The following is a 17,231-nucleotide window of genomic DNA, read 5'->3' as shown; positions in this document are numbered from 1 at the left end:
TCAGTTAATTAATTTCAGCTTTCCCAAATAGTATTTTCCTCAAAATATTGCTCTAAAATTTTTACTCTCTCAAACAGTTCTTTTTGGTTGTCACCTTTGAAATATACTACCGCATAAGAATCACTTGGTTTCACTGCTGAACCCTCATAATATTCCCCTAATATCCCTCTCTTCTCATAGTTAAAGCACCAATCAAAAGGTATTTCTTTAGGAAAATCAATTAAGAAGCCTTTTTGAGGTCTTATAAACAATTGTCCTGAAACATTTCGTTCGATAATATTCATGTCTAAAGGAACTTCCGCCTGTGCTTGCGTTAGAACCCTATCTAAATCTAGATTATATGAGTACTTTATCAACTCCTCTGTACCTGCACCAATTGTCCTACTCCCCATTTCACATATAAATAATTCATTTGATTTTCCATCATGGAATACTTCAACATGAAATGACATGTTTTTTGCAAGTGGCATTTTCTCTAGAGAATTCTTTACAAATTCTATTAGCTTATCTGCAAATTCATTTCCTTTCTCAAATAAAACAGACCCAAAACTAATATTTTCTTTATAAGCAAGGGGTGTATTTATGTAAGATGAGGCACAGCAAAACACTATTTCCCTATTAATTAATAATCCATCTACATGATATACCCTTGCATCTAAATACTTTTCTACCATATAGCTCTCAAACGTATTTTTACGTAGGCATTTTTTCAAATCCTGTTCATTATTTAATACCTCTATTCCCTTCGATGACCAACTACTTAAAGGTTTGATTAATACAGGATAACCTTCTTGATTAATGAATTCAAAAAGATCGACTCTATTATTAATTTTTTTAAATGCAGGTACCCTTATTCCTTGCTGTTTTAAACAAGTCTTCATCAAATATTTATCCCTAAAATGCATCGCGCTGTTTAATTTTTGACCCTCAATCCCTAAGTAATCTCTTAAATATCCCGCTCTAATTATTTCACCCTCCTCTAAAGCAATGAGGGCCTTGATTGGATCATTTTTATGTATTTCCACTACCTCATAATCTACTAATCCATTAATTGAAAAATCGTTAAACCCTTTTCTTAGTAGGCTAGTATCTTTAAAAGAGCTAACTGTTTCTTGATGATTCAAAAGATAGATTTTTTCTTTTGACTCTCTTAGCCATTCAGCATAATTTTTTTTATTTTTTGATACTCTGTTTAATATAACTATTGACATTGTTTCCTCCTTAACCACGTTAATTATTTTGGTGAATAAAAGAAAATGATACAAATAATTACAAAAATACAATCAAAATAATAACTTAAATTTCAGATAATGTAAATATTTTTAATTTATTGTAAATTTAACACCCTTATATTAGCACAATGTTAAAAAAGTGTAAATATTATTAATTTATTGTAAATTTTATTTTTTAATTACTATACTTAGATTTTTAGATAATAATTTAATTATTTAATTACTGCTATAGTCGATTTCATTTAAAAATAGTAAAATATAGTTAAAATCTGCAAAAAATCAATTATTAATTCATTAAATAATAAACAAGGAGGCGCAATCTAAAATTGAAATTTATAGAAATTGGAATTGGAAACAAATGGTTTTTGAGGACAGAAACAGAACTTAGTGACGGTAGTGAATTCGAAGAAAAAGGTATCTCCTATCCAATAAAGTTTCAATCAGTATATATTAGAATCTGGATAAGAAAAACCGTGCTTATCATTGATTCAAAAGAAGGCATAAAAAAAACAAAAAAAAAGCGTAATGCTTTTAAGATTATTTTAGGAATTGCAAGCCTTTAAATACACTGAATATCGATGGTTTTCATCTGTTATATCACATCTATTTTTCTGTACAGTAAAATTTCTAGGTAGCAGTTTACTATAGAATAATCCCTGTTGTTTATTATTAAGCTACGCTTCAGCATACTGGGATCTTGAAGCAATATTAGTTCCCCCGTATGCTTCTATCACTTTCCTTAATATTTCTCTACCATGCGCATATCCAATAAACTTCAACAAAAAAAGGACCGCCCTATATCAGTTCGATCCCGCTTGTATATCCTTTATATGGGGTAGCACCACATTGCCATCAAGCTAAGATAAGTAAATACCCCAAAAACGAAAAAATAAGCCGTTGTCTGTCAAAAATACACGGAATTTTCGTCCTGGGTTGCTAAAATAACCTTTAAGTTGTTGGGCATATTGTACCACCCCATTGTTATCAAGCTAAGCTTATATAACGGCAATAATAAGCAAGAGTATTTCTGTTAATGCTTCTAAACAGCTAGATAACTGAGTTAAAGACGTCGTAGCGATATTTTGGTTCATCCATACACATAAAGCGACTAAATCTTTTGCTTGGTACTTACTGGCTCCTTGCACAAAACCAACATCTCTAGCAAGATTTCGTAAGGTATTTGGGGATAAGGAGTTTTGAATTTTTTTGAGCAAATAGTTGTAATTCGTCAGATACAGACATAGACATACAAAAACGCCATCCTTTCGTATGATTCTATAGAAAGAATAGCGTATTTTTTCATTTAAGGAGGAATTTTATTTTATTAGCTTAATAGCGATGGAGCGGTACCCCTTTAAGTACAGTGAAGTATCTTATATCAAAAATTAAACAACTTTATTTTAACCTCGTTCTAAATTTAGAACGGGGTTATGCTTGTTTTAGGTTTTAAAATTAAATAACTTTATTATCTTTTTACAAAAAAACCTTTCTACACTTTTTTATTACTTAACTAAATATAATTTCTCTTATTGAAATTTTTAATTACCTTATTCAAAATTACAAAAGAAACAATATATTTCATCTTTTATTATGAATAAGATCAGCTTTTGGTTTACCATAATTTTATTATGGATAACAATTTAACTGTATAGTTTATATACTATTCATTCTTTATGATGAAATCATTTTCTTATTTTAGATCTTCTTGTTTTGGTACAATTTTAATAGATCTCTTACTAATCCGTATAAGCATACCAAAAGAGAGAAAGATAAAAAATCCGCCAAATAGAGCAAATACAACTGTAGGCTTGAAATGTGCTAATAATAATCCCGAAACAATTGGTCCTACAGCCATTCCCATATATCTAATAAAGTTAAACATTCCCATTGCACTTCCTCTATTATGTTCAAATTCATTTGCAATTATAGTAGCAAATAAAGGAGTGAGGATACCAATTGATATTCCGTGGAGGATTAAAGCAACTGTTACGCCAATTAAAGTTTTCGAGTGTGTAACAGCAAATAATATAACGCTCAAAGCTAAGACTACATTTCCAGTTATAAAAAGCTTTTTTTGTGAAATTCTTGATTGAATTGTTTTAAAAGTCATGCTGCCAATCATTAAACTAATAGCCATTGGTAAGTAAAGTAAACCCACTACCTGTAAACTTAATTGATAATGATCAGTTAATAAAATTGGTAAGTAAACAATGAAGGAGAAATAAAGAAAAAATGCAAAGAAACTTAATATTAATATGGAACTGCCCACTTTGCTTTTAAATATAGAAGCATAGTGAGATATAAGTGTTTTCCCACTCAATTCTTTTTTACTTCCTACACGATCCTTAGGGAAATATATCCAATTAGTTACAAATAGAATTAAAGAGACTGCCACAAGTAGCCAGAAAACACCTGGGTAATTATATTTTTCCCCAATAAAACCTCCTAGCACAGGTGCAACAGCAGGTGCAATGGATAACATGGTTTGATATGTACCCATTGCACTTCCTCGTTGTTCTCCTTGAAATACAGTACCAATTGTAGTTGCAGCAATAAGTGGTATTGCAGCTGTCCCTACAGCCTGTAAAATTCTACATATTAAAAATACTGTAAAGTTACTTGTAATTGCACAACCAATACTCGCTATAATTGTTAAAATAATACTCGGAATAAGAATAGTCCTAGCACCTTTAAAATCAATTATAGAACCAAAAACAATTTGCATAATTGCCGTAATAAAAATAAATATGGAAACGGAAAGGTTAACCATTGTTATAGATACTTGGAATGAATCCCGAATTATGGGAATTATTGGAGAATATATGTTTTGATTTAACGAAGCGAAAAAAGCACTAATACACAACAAATATAAAAGAAAAGAAGCACTTGATTTAACACGGTTCATGCTATCCCTCCTAAAAGATTATTAATAATTAGCTAATTTATTTAAGTTATAATAAATTTATTTCCCCAACATTTTATCGTTTATATTTTGTAAAAACTTCAATATTGCGTTTTGTTCAATTTCAGAAAATGAATCAACGAACTGATAAAATTCATTTTCTTTCTGGTCATGAATTTTCTGATGTAATTCACAAAGTGATTGTCCTGCCGGAGTAAGTTGATAATATACCTCCTTTTTGTTATCAACTGACTGAAAACGAGTGATTAAATTTTCTTTTATTAATTTGGTGTTAATTTTTGTGATATTCGCTTTAGATAAATTCATTTTCCTTGCAATTGTAATATTATTTATTGGTTGATTCTCACCAATACAGGCAATTACGTGTATACTTGTCATATTTGTCGGTACATGTTCTATTTCTTCCAGTTTTGCTTGCTTAAAAAAAGTCTCAATATCCTTATCTGCCTTTTGTTCATTGAGATGTAACAAATGTAGATAATTATCGTAAATTTTCTGTTTTATGCCCTTATTCATTTAAATGTTTCTACCCCTCTTTGTCTATTTTGTTTTTGTTTACCGGTAAACTATTTTGATTTTATATCCTCATTTAGCAATTGTCAATTGCTAAATTGGAATTTAACTAATTATGTAAGAACCTTTAATGTATCTGTTTTTCATAATTTACCCTAATAAAGCCCTATTATATTAAAGAGTTAGTTTCAATGCATAAAAGCCTTTTTTAAAATTGTTGACCTGATTATTGTTTACTGGTAAACTTTATATTGTTAACCGGTAAACAATAATTCTAGATAGGGGAAATTATTATGACAAATTTTGTCCATGAACAAACCTTAAAAGCTATTGAAGACTTTGTCATAACAAGAGAAAAGAAAAAATATGCATCTCAAGAGATGATAAAAGAATTAGTTAGTGAATATGAAAATATAAATAAAAATTGGACTCTAACGCAACTACATATTGTTTCGGTTATTCATGAGAGTAAACAACAAATGAATAACACTCTACTATCTATGGAACTTAATATTTCTAAAGCAACCATCTCTAAAGCTATTCGCGTTCTTATTGATAATAAAATTTTATTGACGCATCAAAATACAGATAATAAGAAGGAAATCTTTTATACTTTAACTGATAAGGGAATACAGTTAGCCATTGTTCATAAAAAGTTACACAAAATTGCACATGAGCGTTACAGTGAGTTATTCCAACAATTTAATGATTACGAGTTACAAGTTGTAACAAAATTTTTAGAAGCATGGAAACAATGTATTTAATTTTTTGTTATATCAGCTTAGAAGGTATATATGTTGACCTTCTCATAAAAATAGAAAAACTAAGGGGTTTTAGCCCCTTAGTAAAAATTGAATTATATTAATAATTAAAATAGCCATGTTTTTTTAAACTAACTTATCAAAAAGAATAGGCATGGAAATAGGTCCACGTGTATAAAGTCCTTTTTCAACATATTGAAAATCTTCTTCTAATTTAATATTTTTCATATTATCTAAGACTACATTTACAACTATTTCAATTTCTGATTTAGCAAACGCTGCTCCTACGCAATTATGAATACCTGATCCGAATGCAAGATGTCTTGCAGCACCACTAAATGCCTTTTTAATATCAAGATCCGGACGATAAATGTTGAATTCATCAGGTCTTTCAAATGCGTTGGGGTCACGGTTCGCTGCACCAATCATACAAAATACCGTAGTTCCTTTGGATAATTGAATACCATTTATTTCTGTATCTTTTGACAATTGACGAGGAATCAATTGCACTGGTGGGTTGTAACGTAAAGTTTCTGCAATAGCTAATGGTACTAATGAGCGATCGTTTAATACATCTTGCAGTTGTTTCGGTTGGTTAATTAAATTATAGATTAATAAAGCAAGAGTCTTATCACCAGGTTCTGTTGCAGCTAATAATATATTTAAAATCAATGCTAGAATATCAGTATCAGTCATAGCTATTCCTTCATATTTTGCACTGCATAATTTAGAAATTAAATCTTCCTGTGGGTTTAACCGCCGCTCTTTAATAATCGGTTCTAAATAATTAGCTAACTGTTCACTGCACCAGAGAGAATGTTTTCTTGCCTCTTGTGGTTGATTTATACTGGTAATAAATTCAGCTACACCGCTATGCCATTCACCTATCTTCTTATGATCCTTCTTATCTAATCCAATCATATCCATTGTTACATAAACAGCAAATGTTCTACCAAAATCATTAATTAAATCTATCTTTCCATTTGGAAGGTGTGGAGATAGTAAATCTTCGGCATTCTTTTTAATTAAGGGCATTAATTTTTGTAAAGCATCTCCCATAAAACTTCTTAAAACAATTTTTCTTTTTGCTACATGCTCTTTTCCACGCATTTGTGCTAATACTGGTCCACGCATTACTGGCTCAGCACGTTCAGCTAATGATTTTGTTGTAAATGTTTCAGTATCATTCAATATATTACGGACATCTTGATATCTGCTAATAAAATAACTATCAATCTCAGGTTCATAATGTACTGGGTCATTCTGACGTAGGTATGAAAAATACTTATATGGATTTTCTTGAAATTCCTCTGTTAATATATTTACCGTTTGTATAGTATTTGACATATTTCTTCCCCCTTGTATTGGATACTTACTATTTGCTAAGATAAATCTTCCATTTCTTGTACCATTAAATATCCTTGATTTGGTTTCATCCTGATAGAAAAATCATTTCTAACTATCTGTTCACCAAGCTCCCATGGTTTATGATAAATAAGTACAGCTTCTTGAGCTCCTAAAATTTCAGCTCCACCAATGAAAAATGGGAGTTCTGCAATTACATATTCTACTGCAATATTTAGCATGTCATTTGATATTTGATCAATATCTATATTAGTACCCCTTGCCCTACCTAAAATGGCTGCATGTGACATTTCTAAGCAAGCATTTCGAAAATCAGTTTCGCTTAAAAAAATATGTTCTGCTTCTGCCCTCATGCAGCTATATGCATTGTTGTCATTAAAATCAGAAAAAGTATGGATAGCATTTACATTACCACCATGCTCTTTAAGCGCCTTTTCAGCTGATCTTCTATTTCGAGATACTTCTTTTCTAACTTTTCTTTCCGCCTTACCTTTTGGTGTTCCTAAAGCCTCAAGTAAATTTGCAGCTTCTTTTCCAGCTAATAAAACACTAACATCATCAAAAGTATGTAATGCCCATTTAATGAGTCTATTAATATATTCATCTGAAAATCTACTATTAAACGGACTAATACCTATTAATGCATGATTATTACGTTTAAATATTTCAGCACAATTAGAAGATAATGGGTGAGAACTAAACTCTCGAACATTTCTTATCGCTATAGCATTTGTCATACAATCATCCCTTTAAATAATTTTATCAATATAAACCGTTTTATTGATTTTAAATAACTGATAATATATCAAACTACATACAAAGGAGCTAGGATATCTTGATGTTATATAAGATTAATAAAAATAACACTAAACAAAAACCCTGTAAAATGTTCACCAGTGAACAAAACCAATTCTATATTGCCGCCGTTATTTTGTCAATATGTATTATTCAGAAAAAATAGACAAAATAAAACTTGAAATTTTGTACACAATTATGTAAAAATTAGCAATTTATAATGTATACAGTGGTATCGTTATCAAGCTAATTTTATGCAAGTTCAAGTTTAGGTAATTGAAAGATTTGAATATGAAATACAACCGAACGGGTTTCACTATTAAACTAAGAAAGTGAATTTTATCAATCCGAGGTTTTCTTTTACATATTGACTAGTATAGGATAAAAAGGTTATCAAATGCCGAACGGAACTCTCAGCAGATGATAACCTTTTGAAATAGTGTATCAATGATTTAAATAGCTACTTACAAATATATCATTGAGTCACTCCAAATACATTGATTTCAGCCGCACTTGTCCATGGATTATTGTTTACCTCGCTTAATGCACGTAGTTTAATATAACGACCTGTCTTGTTTGCAAGTTGTTGAAGAATATGTAGAGATTCACCAAAGAAGTGAAATTCATCTCGAATCGATAAATACATAGAAAAATGCCATCCTTTCCTATAATTCTGTAGAAAGAATAGCGCATTTTTCATTTAAAAGGTACTATATAAAGAGACTTCACCCTTTCGACTTACCATGTACTTCAACGACTACTAGCTACTTCCTAAACGTTGTTCCTCATTTACTAATATATTTATGCTTTTTTTAAATTTGCAAAGGACCAATAATATTTTCATATTACTTATTAACCATTATTGGCTGGATTCTCTCCTGAATTCCCATCATTACTTGGTTGCATTGGCGTTCCATGACCCTCCCCATTGTTTGGTGGCTTTGTATTTCCTTCGCCACTACCACTGTTTGGCGGCTTTGTATTTCCTTCGCCACTACCGGTGTTTGGCGGCTTTGTATTTCCTTCGCCACTACCGTTGTTTGGCGGCTTTGTATTTCCTTCGCCACTACCGTTGTTTGGCGGTTTTGTATTTCCTTCGCCACTACCGTTGTTTGGCTCACTTTGCTTTTGATCTTCTGGTTTCTTTAATTCTTCTTGTTTCTTTTGCTTTTCTTTTTGCTTATTTTCATTTGGCTGTTCAGTCGTATTGGCTATTTTCGCATTTGGAGAAGTATCACGCTTCTCACCTTTAATACGTAATTCGCTATCTTCTTGAACCACACTGTTCGGCATTTTAAATTGCGATTTATCTGTAGCAAACTTACTCATCATTTCTTTAAAAATCAATTGAGCTATTTTCGTATTTTTACTACTAATATAATCATCTTTACTATCCTTTGTATATCCGGTCCATACAGCCATCGTATATTGTGGTGTATAACCAGCAAACCAACTATCACGATTAGCACTTTCTGGTAGATTATATTGTGCTATTTGTTCTAAAGAATAGTTTGTTGTCCCTGTTTTACCGGCTACATCTAAAGAACCTATATTAGCTGCTGTACCCAATCCAGATGAAACAAAAGTACGAAGCATATCAGTAATCATATATGCTGTAGAATCCTTCATAACTCGTTTTGGCTTTTGCTCAAAGCTTTTTGATTTACCATCTGGATAAACGATTTTCTTAACAAAATGTGGTTTCGTGTACTTACCATCATTACCAAATGCCGCATAAGCGCCTGCAATTTCAGTTGGTGACGCTTCATTTGTACCAATCGCTGTTGATTCGGTCGGTGCTACATTAAATGTAATACCTAGCTTTTCAGAGAAAGCTTTTGATTTATTAATTCCTACTTCTTTTGCAGTTTTAATAGCCGGGATATTTCGGGAAGTTTTCAATGCATCACGCATTGTAATTGGTCCTAAATGCTTTCTATCTGCATTTCTAACTTCTTGTCCTGTTGAATACTTATATGGAGAGTCATCAATTTGATGGTAAGTAGCCCATTTTAAATATTCAATTGCAGGAGCGTAATCAAAAATTGGTTTCATCGTGGAACCTGCTGAGCGATTTAATTCAATTGCAATATTATGTCCTTTAAAAACAGCTTTATTTTCACCACGTCCACTACCAATTGCACGTACTTCTCCTGTTTTCGTATCCATAAATGTGAAAGCCCCTTGGAATTTCTCATTTGGATAATTAATAATACCGCTATTTAAAAGCTTGTCCGCAAAATCCTGTGCCTTTGGATCTAATGTTGTATAAATTTCTAAACCGTCAGATCCAATATTTGCATCTGGCATTTCTTTTTCAACTTCTTTCACAACCGCATCCATAAAAGCAGGATATGGCATTTCTTTTTGTTCAGTTGCTTTCTTAAGTCCTTCTGTTACTGGAATTTTTGATGCGTCTTCCATTTCCTTTTTTGTAATATAACCATGTCGATTCATTAATTGAAGTACAACATTTCTTCTTTCTGTTGCTTTTTTGATATTTTGTTCTTTCGTTGGATCATAGTTATTAGGCGCTTTCATTAAGCCAGCAAGCATTGCAACTTCTGGTAGTGTTAAATCTCTCAATTCCTTACCATAGTAATTTTGTACTGCTGTTGCAATTCCGTATGAACGGTTACCTAAGTAAACTTTATTTAAATACATTTCTAAAATTTCATGTTTTGAATACTGTTGTTCTAGCTTATACGCTAAATATATTTCTTGTGCCTTTCTCTTTGACGTTTTTTCCATCGATAAGAAATAATTTTTAATAACTTGCTGCGTAATCGTACTTCCACCTTGAGAGCCGTAATCCCCTTTTAGGCTGACTAAAACTGCACGTGCAGTACCTTTAAAATCTACGCCACTGTGCTCGTAAAAACGTGCATCTTCTGTCGCTAAAAACGCATTTTCTACTAACTTAGGAATTTGACCATACATAATATTCGTTCGTTTTTCTTTCCCATATTCATATATCAATTTCCCATCTTTATCATAAATTTTTGAGGATAACGGATTAACAAGTTTTGCTTTCTCGAGTTTTGGCGCATCCTTGATCATAACGAAAAAAGTAGCAACCCCTGTGACTAACCCTACAATACCAACTAATAAACAACTAATTAAAAACTTACGAAAAAATGATATCTTGCCTTTTGGTTTTTGTTTTTTAGCTGCTGGCTGTTTGTTCTTTTTAACTTGTCGTCGCTCCTCTCGAGAACGATAATTTTCTGACATGCTATATTCTCCTGCCTTTCAATTCTCCTTTTGATTTACTTAAAATTATTGAAGTCACTTTAAGAAATATATTCATATTTAAAAAGGGTACTAAATAGACAATTTAAGTAATAAATTTGTTCCACTTTAAGATGCGGAAGAAATTTGAGCTTATCTGATAACGAAACAGAAACGGTAATAGTGGCACAACAAAAAAATGGAATTTCATAGAAAATCCATTTTTAGCTTGATGGGCATGTGGTGGTACCCCACATCCATCAACTTAAGGATTTAGACTATTCTTGAAGTTAAAAGCACGTTACTATTCACTTATGTTAATGAGAAAAGGTGACGTGCTTTTTATAAATATTTATCAAAAACAAAAGTTGTCTTTATTTGCTAAAGAGTTATATCGATATATGTCTCCCACTACACTTAATCAATTAGCTATAGGAAGCAGGCGGAATGAAATGAAAACGCAAGTGCCATGGGCATCATTTTTTATATTTGTGTGTATGGTTAAATCAACAAACCGCTACTACCTCTATTACTCAACTTTGTAGTCAATTAGAAACTTCAACAGGAGTTTTATTAAGTCCCTCAGGGCTAAGCCCTGCCGCTGCATGAAGCCCACTCATAATCGAACCAAGGAATCACTTGCCGCCCGTTGACTAATCCAAATGAAAATAGCAGCTAATTCTGATCGAGAGAACTTAAGTCTTCGCCTTATAAATCCTATTTCCCTTGCAAGTTCTTCTAAGAATACAGGTGTAACATATCGTTGTAATTATTCTGCAAATGGTAATAATTCATCTTGAATCGAGAGGTTCATAAGAAAACATCATCCTTTCTAATTTAGCTTGTTTAGAAAAGATAACGTTTTTTTGATATTTGAGGGTATTAAAATCACCTGAGTTGATGGTTATGTATGGTGACCCCATAGCCAAAGAAGTAAGAAGATATTTAGAAGTGCATTAAATTTTGAGGAAGTGCTTGTGAACCGTATCATAAATAAATCAGGTTTTGTATGTTCGATTTTTAAATAATACCCGAGAAGGAGTGGGTTGCAGTTATAGTAATACTCTATTTTTTGTATTTCTATAATAGATATTTTTTTAAAAAACAGAATTATCTTGACAGTTATTAAATGGATTGATAAGGTTATAAAAAAATATTTCTTATCCAGAGAGGTGGAGGGACTGGCCTTATGAAACCTCAGCAACAGGTCTGCTTAAGTAGACACTGTGCTAATTCCAGCGGGTGATAATCCTGATAGATGAGAGCTTCCGTTTTTATTTGTCAGTAACGCCCTCTTTTTTAGAGTGCGTTTTTGTTTTTTCTGGATAGTAACTAAAGGAGAGTAGAAATGGAGAACAAAAATGGGAGAGAATTTCAAAGGAAAATGCAAGCACGTCATTTAGTCATGCTATCACTTGGTGGGGTGATTGGAACTGGCTTATTCTTAAGCTCGGGTTACACTATTCAACAAGCTGGCCCGTTTGGAACAATTCTATCCTATCTGATTGGTGCGCTAGTAGTTTATCTAGTTATGCTATGTTTAGGCGAGCTTTCCGTACATATGCCTGAAACGGGCGCATTTCATAGTTATGCAGTTAAATACATTGGACCTGGTACAGGGTATACAGTAGCCTGGTTGTATTGGTTAACTTGGACTGTTGCTTTAGGGTCTGAATTTACAGCCGCAGGATTACTTATGAAGCGATGGTTTCCATCGGTTAATATTTGGGTATGGAGTGCTCTTTTTGCCATTTTGATCTTTGTATTAAATGTCCTGACTGTTAAATTTTTCGCCGAATCCGAATTTTGGTTTTCATCGATAAAGGTTATAGCTATTGTGATTTTTATTGTTTTAGGAGTAGCGGCAATGCTAGGGTTTCTTCCAATGACTCATTCAAAAGCAGCACCATTCTTTTCTAATTTTACAAGTGGAGGTTTATTTCCTCATGGTGCTACGGCCATTATGATGACCATGCTTGCGGTTAATTTTGCTTTTTCGGGAACAGAATTAATAGGCATTGCAGCTGGAGAAACAGCGAACCCAGAAAAAATAATACCGAAGGCCATTCGAACTACTCTGTGGAGATTGATCATCTTTTTTGTAGGAACGATTGTTGTTTTATCTGCGTTATTGCCTATTTCCGATGCAGGGGTATTAGAGAGCCCTTTTGTTGCAGTTCTAGAACGAATTGGGGTGCCATATTCAGCTGACATAATGAATTTCGTTATCTTAACAGCCATTTTATCTGCGGCAAACTCAGGCCTTTATGCCTCTTCTAGAATGCTTTGGTCGCTTGCTAATAAGAATACGATATCCCCGATTTTTGGGAAAATGACGAAGCAAGGTGTTCCAATCAACGCCGTCATTTTCAGTATGATGGGTGGAGCTTTGGCTTTGCTCTCAAGTATTGTGGCACCAGATACTGTCTATATCGTACTTGTTTCCATTTCCGGTCTAGCAGTAGTTATAGTTTGGATGAGTATTAGCGCTTCCCAGTTCCTATTTCGCAGACAATTTTTGAAAGAAGGAAATTCTGAAAAGGACTTGATTTATCGCACACCACTATATCCATTAGTACCAATTGCTTCTTTTATCCTTTGTCTGGCATCGTGTATTGGAATTGCATTCGATCCAACACAGAGAATTGCCTTATATTGCGGCATACCGTTTATTTTGTTTTGCTATGGAAGTTATTATCTAACAAAAAATCTAAAAAAGAGGGGTGTAGATTATGTCGAACAAAATCAACCCAATTGATGCTATTTTATCCCAACATTCCATTATGCTTCTTGACGGAGCATTAGCTACTGAATTGGAGGCGCATGGATGTAATTTGGACGATCCCCTTTGGTCGGCACGTGTGTTACTAGAAAATCCGGAACTAATTTATCAGGTGCATTCGGACTATTTTCGTGCTGGAGCAGACTGTGCCATAACAGCAAGCTATCAAGCTACTATTAGTGGGTTTTCCGCGCGTGGAATACAAGAACAGGAAGCTTTGGAATTAATTAAGAAAACGGTGTTACTTGCAAGAAGGGCAAGAGATGATTTTTGGAAGGAAAATACGCAAACGAATAGGCCTAAACCATTGGTTGTTGCATCAGTTGGGCCGTACGGAGCTTACCTTGCAGATGGTTCAGAGTATGTAGGTAACTATGTTGTGACAGATAAAACATTAGCAGACTTTCACCGTTCGAGAATGTCTGCGTTAATCGAAGCAGGTGCAGATCTATTGGCATTTGAAACGATCCCTTGCCTGCAAGAAGCAAGAGTATTAGATACATTATTGCGTGAGTTTCCAGAAACATATGCGTGGCTTTCCTTTTCGCTAAAAAATGAGAAAGAGATTAGTGAAGGTATGAAACTAGTGGAGTGTGCACGAGTTTTTGAGAAAAGTGAACAAATTGTAGCGATAGGCATCAATTGTGCACCCGTAACTGTTGTGACTGGTGCAATCCAAGAGTTACGGGCAAACACAAAAAAACCAATTATTGTTTATCCAAACTCTGGTGAAACTTATAATCCAGAAACAAAAACATGGCATGGTCATGAACAATGTAACACGTTGGATATTCAATCTGAAGAATGGTACCAAGCAGGTGCACGTTTAATAGGCGGATGCTGCAGAACGACACCTTATCACATTGAGGAGATATCGAACAAGTGGCGTTCTTCCGAGCTTTTCTATTCGAACGAAGCAAAACAGTAATGTAATGGATGATAATCTAACTTTGTGTGTATTTTCATGATTTTTCTTGTTCAGGAATCTACAGTTACGTCTAGTGGCACAAAAAGTCTTTTTAGAGACACAAATGTGGATAGTAGCCTCGGGAATCCAGTGGACTTTTGGGTACCTTAGGTATGGAAAAGAATTAGGGAAAATAAAAACTGTTAGTTTAATAGACATGGTAGACAACATGCTGAATCTTTTAATGAAGATGTAGTTGATCCAATTGAAGGTGAAGGGGACCATTTATTCGTAATTAAAGTTAACAAAAAGGTTAATTTAGTTATTCAAAAAATAGTTCAATAACTATATGAAAATTTGTTGTAGTAGTAAATGTGGTCATATTGTTGTAAAAAAGGATAGATGTAAACAGGTATACTCTCCTGTTCAACTATCCTTTCCTTTTTACATACAATATTAAAATCCAAATTAGTTCCTTTTAGGAAGGTACCAATATAAACAAGACATTTAAATACATTTTAATCTTCTTTTGTGCAGTATTTTATATTGCAATGGTTTGTAGGATTATTTATATAAACTTTGTTCAAGATCATTTTATTCCTCCAAGCAGGAAATCTAAGATTGAACATAAACATTTATAATTAGGTATAAGGAGAGCTGTACAAGATACTCTTGATTTCCCAAGATTATGAGGATAATATTTTTGATACTGTTTAGCTTCATCTAAAATGAAGAAGAACGTCACGTTTACACATTCTTTTTCTACCCAATCCATATCATAAGTTTCTATACCATAATGTTTAAAATAATCATCAATGTCATTAATGAATCTTTTTTCTCCATCCGTTCCAGTAATTCGTTTATATTGCAATTCTTCAAACGATTTCATTTCAAGTCGGCAAGTTTCTTCTAACCACTCATATCGTTGCTTAATTGCTTCCGTCTCATTTTCATACCAATCCTCATGCCCTTCATAATATTTCTTCATACATTCAGGTCTCTGTTTATTTCTTAAAAAGCTTTGAAACAAAACCAAATTTACGTTATTTCTTTGCGGAAATAGGTTGAAACCAACTATCCCTATCATTTAAGTGAACTTTAAAAACATATATAGGCTGTGAGAAGCCTTTTGTATCAGTATAGTAATCTATATTATATTTTGTGATGAATAATGTATCACCTGCTTTGAAAGATCCAATAGAATCAAATTCTCCTTGTTTCAGTTTTTGAAATGCTTCCTTTGGAGAAAGAATCTCAACATCTCGAACATGTGATTTTTTTGTACCGTAATATTTGTAAACAGGCATTTTTTTCTCTGCGTCTTTTAACTCTATTGATGTTTTTATAGTAACTTGAGACATATCATTTTTTGCAATGGGATCAATAGGCATATTTCCAAATTCCTTCATTTGATACGAAATCATTATTCCGAGTGCGACGAAACTTACTGTAATGGGCAGATATAAATATTTAATTATTTTTGTATCTGTTTCATTTTTTTTCAAAAATATAAGAACTATGTTTAACACAGAATATCCTAACATCATGCCTAAAGTATTATGAAGTAAATCTGCTAGTTCCATACTTCCTCGTTGCAGTGTAAATTCAAGAATTTCAATCAATAAACTTGCTATAATTGAGATGATTAACATCCATTTTGTTTTTTGAAAAACCTTACTAAATAAAGGGAATAAAATTCCTAAAGGAAAAAGCATACCTATATTCACAATGATATGGAAAAAGGAAGTAAATGAAAATGTATTCCATGCTTTTTTATAAATACTAAGTACATCAAAATCAATGGTTCTTGCAAAGGCCATATCATCTGAACGACCAAGTGAAGTAGCTGATAATGCAAGGGAATAGTATCCTGTTATTAAAACAAACAATATAATTTGTTTTACAGTTAGTTTTTTTTCTCTTTTACATATCTTTTTGTATACTACAAAATAACTAAAAACAAATACAAATAGTAACAAGAGTGTGAGTAGTATCGTAGGAATCGCATAACTAGCAATTAAATTGAAAATAATGTTCATTTTACACCTCTGTTTTTATGAATATAATTTTGTACATATGCATTTTATATAGTGATTACTAATACAACAATCGAGCTTTGGATCTTCAAAGGCTCGCAAAAGATGTAGGATTTATTCGTTAGGGAAGTAATTTTAAACAAGGCTGAATAAGATAAAATCGTCATGTCATTCAAAAATACGAGTTGAATTTACATAAATAACTGTCAAGAGATAAAATTTTTGTTTTTGGGGTAGGATACAGCCCAGTAATTGATAAATCGCCTTTCTTATTTTTCTCTCTATTTTTTTGTTGCTTACATTAGAAATACTAAACTGTATAATGACTCATATTAAAATTATAAATAGACTTATTAGTAATTTTTCATACTAATTATTCCTTTCTTCATGCTGTAATACTTAATAGACAACCTAAACAATAAAGTTGTTCCACATTTACAAAAAAACAATTAAATATAAGATGAAGTAGGCTACATAAGGGAGGGTTATATGTTACATACAAAAAGATGGAGATTATTTGCGTTTCTTTCTATTGTAGGTTTGATTTTACTAATTTTATTAAAAATCAACTTCATTTCAATTACTATCGCAACTTCTTCAGCTGAAAGAGGAAAGATTTTTGATCAAAATGGTGTAATACTAGCTACAAATAAGAAAGTTAAGTCTCTATATTGCACTTCTAATGA

13 protein-coding genes, 5 pseudogenes and 1 riboswitch are annotated in these 17,231 nt (G+C 32.5%); of the genes and pseudogenes, 7 read left to right on the top strand and 11 right to left on the bottom strand.

What is annotated here, in order from left to right:
* Positions 1 to 14: 14 nt before the first annotated feature.
* Positions 15 to 1,211: an ATP-grasp domain-containing protein gene (locus BUA87_RS20770; protein WP_071715045.1), complete on the bottom strand. Its 1,197-nt coding sequence runs from the start codon at positions 1,209 to 1,211 to the stop codon at positions 15 to 17.
* 347 nt (positions 1,212 to 1,558) lie between these two features.
* On the opposite strand from BUA87_RS20770, the gene BUA87_RS20765 reads away from it, so the two are divergent.
* Positions 1,559 to 1,795 (top strand): DUF3977 family protein, encoded by a 237-nt coding sequence (locus BUA87_RS20765; RefSeq protein WP_071715046.1) that lies wholly within the window; start codon positions 1,559 to 1,561, stop codon positions 1,793 to 1,795.
* 453 nt (positions 1,796 to 2,248) lie between these two features.
* Here the strand turns inward: BUA87_RS20765 and BUA87_RS20760 are convergent.
* The 3 genes and pseudogenes from BUA87_RS20760 to BUA87_RS20750 form a co-directional block, all read right to left on the bottom strand.
* A pseudogene (locus BUA87_RS20760) lies at positions 2,249 to 2,480 on the bottom strand (IS4 family transposase); the annotation flags it as partial.
* A gap of 442 nt (positions 2,481 to 2,922) precedes the next feature.
* The gene (locus BUA87_RS20755; protein ID WP_072940602.1) at positions 2,923 to 4,137 is read right to left on the bottom strand and encodes an MFS transporter; all 1,215 of its coding nucleotides are present in this window, start codon (positions 4,135 to 4,137) and stop codon (positions 2,923 to 2,925) included.
* Between the two features lie 57 nt (positions 4,138 to 4,194).
* Positions 4,195 to 4,671, bottom strand: a complete 477-nt coding sequence (locus BUA87_RS20750; RefSeq protein WP_061660836.1) for a MarR family transcriptional regulator — start codon at positions 4,669 to 4,671, stop codon at positions 4,195 to 4,197.
* Between the two features lie 290 nt (positions 4,672 to 4,961).
* Between BUA87_RS20750 and BUA87_RS20745 the strand changes: the two genes are divergently transcribed.
* Positions 4,962 to 5,432, top strand: coding sequence for a MarR family transcriptional regulator (locus BUA87_RS20745; RefSeq protein WP_061660837.1), 471 nt, complete (start codon positions 4,962 to 4,964; stop codon positions 5,430 to 5,432).
* Between the two features lie 123 nt (positions 5,433 to 5,555).
* On the opposite strand, the gene BUA87_RS20740 is transcribed toward BUA87_RS20745, so the two are convergent.
* The 4 genes from BUA87_RS20740 to BUA87_RS20730 all read right to left on the bottom strand — a co-directional run bounded on the left by BUA87_RS20740 (position 5,556) and on the right by BUA87_RS20730 (position 10,823).
* Positions 5,556 to 6,776: a pulcherriminic acid synthase gene (locus BUA87_RS20740; RefSeq protein ID WP_072940599.1), complete on the bottom strand. Its 1,221-nt coding sequence runs from the start codon at positions 6,774 to 6,776 to the stop codon at positions 5,556 to 5,558.
* Positions 6,777 to 6,811: 35 nt separating this feature from the next.
* Complete coding sequence (locus BUA87_RS20735) at positions 6,812 to 7,531, bottom strand: tRNA-dependent cyclodipeptide synthase (protein WP_072940597.1); 720 nt, start codon at positions 7,529 to 7,531, stop codon at positions 6,812 to 6,814.
* Between the two features lie 533 nt (positions 7,532 to 8,064).
* Complete coding sequence (locus BUA87_RS31410) at positions 8,065 to 8,235, bottom strand: hypothetical protein (RefSeq protein WP_176524311.1); 171 nt, start codon at positions 8,233 to 8,235, stop codon at positions 8,065 to 8,067.
* A gap of 206 nt (positions 8,236 to 8,441) precedes the next feature.
* Complete coding sequence (locus tag BUA87_RS20730) at positions 8,442 to 10,823, bottom strand: transglycosylase domain-containing protein (protein WP_072940594.1); 2,382 nt, start codon at positions 10,821 to 10,823, stop codon at positions 8,442 to 8,444.
* Positions 10,824 to 11,164: 341 nt separating this feature from the next.
* Between BUA87_RS20730 and BUA87_RS20725 the strand changes: the two are divergent.
* Positions 11,165 to 11,411: pseudogene (locus BUA87_RS20725) on the top strand (IS4 family transposase); the annotation flags it as partial.
* Here the strand turns inward: BUA87_RS20725 and BUA87_RS20720 are convergent.
* A pseudogene (locus tag BUA87_RS20720) lies at positions 11,390 to 11,634 on the bottom strand (IS4 family transposase); the annotation flags it as partial. The pseudogenes BUA87_RS20725 and BUA87_RS20720 sit on opposite strands and share 22 nt — an antisense overlap.
* A 343-nt stretch (positions 11,635 to 11,977) precedes the next feature.
* A riboswitch (SAM riboswitch) is annotated at positions 11,978 to 12,085 on the top strand.
* An 83-nt stretch (positions 12,086 to 12,168) separates the two neighbouring features.
* Between BUA87_RS20720 and mmuP the strand changes: the two are divergent.
* From mmuP to BUA87_RS31890, 3 genes and pseudogenes are all read left to right on the top strand, one after another.
* Positions 12,169 to 13,578, top strand: coding sequence for an S-methylmethionine permease (gene mmuP / locus BUA87_RS20715; protein WP_072940591.1), 1,410 nt, complete (start codon positions 12,169 to 12,171; stop codon positions 13,576 to 13,578).
* Complete coding sequence (mmuM, locus tag BUA87_RS20710; protein ID WP_072940588.1) at positions 13,553 to 14,530, top strand: homocysteine S-methyltransferase; 978 nt, start codon at positions 13,553 to 13,555, stop codon at positions 14,528 to 14,530. Before mmuP ends, mmuM begins: the two co-directional genes overlap by 26 nt.
* A gap of 201 nt (positions 14,531 to 14,731) precedes the next feature.
* Positions 14,732 to 14,854 (top strand): annotated as a pseudogene (locus tag BUA87_RS31890) (ATP-binding protein); the annotation flags it as partial.
* 244 nt (positions 14,855 to 15,098) lie between these two features.
* Here the strand turns inward: BUA87_RS31890 and BUA87_RS20700 are convergent.
* Together BUA87_RS20700 and BUA87_RS20695 are read right to left on the bottom strand one after the other, a co-directional pair.
* The gene (locus tag BUA87_RS20700; protein WP_072940582.1) at positions 15,099 to 15,497 is read right to left on the bottom strand and encodes a hypothetical protein; all 399 of its coding nucleotides are present in this window, start codon (positions 15,495 to 15,497) and stop codon (positions 15,099 to 15,101) included.
* 55 nt (positions 15,498 to 15,552) lie between these two features.
* Positions 15,553 to 16,548 (bottom strand): VanZ family protein, encoded by a 996-nt coding sequence (locus tag BUA87_RS20695; protein WP_072940577.1) that lies wholly within the window; start codon positions 16,546 to 16,548, stop codon positions 15,553 to 15,555.
* 486 nt (positions 16,549 to 17,034) lie between these two features.
* On the opposite strand from BUA87_RS20695, the pseudogene BUA87_RS20690 reads away from it, so the two are divergent.
* Positions 17,035 to 17,231: pseudogene (locus BUA87_RS20690) on the top strand (penicillin-binding protein 2); the annotation flags it as partial.

This window comes from Bacillus sp. bc15 (assembly GCF_900142585.1).
GTDB classification, from domain to species: domain Bacteria; phylum Bacillota; class Bacilli; order Bacillales; family Bacillaceae_G; genus Bacillus_A; species Bacillus_A cereus.
Note: the sequence above shows the minus strand (reverse complement) of the source record. Positions and strands in the feature narration are given on the sequence as shown.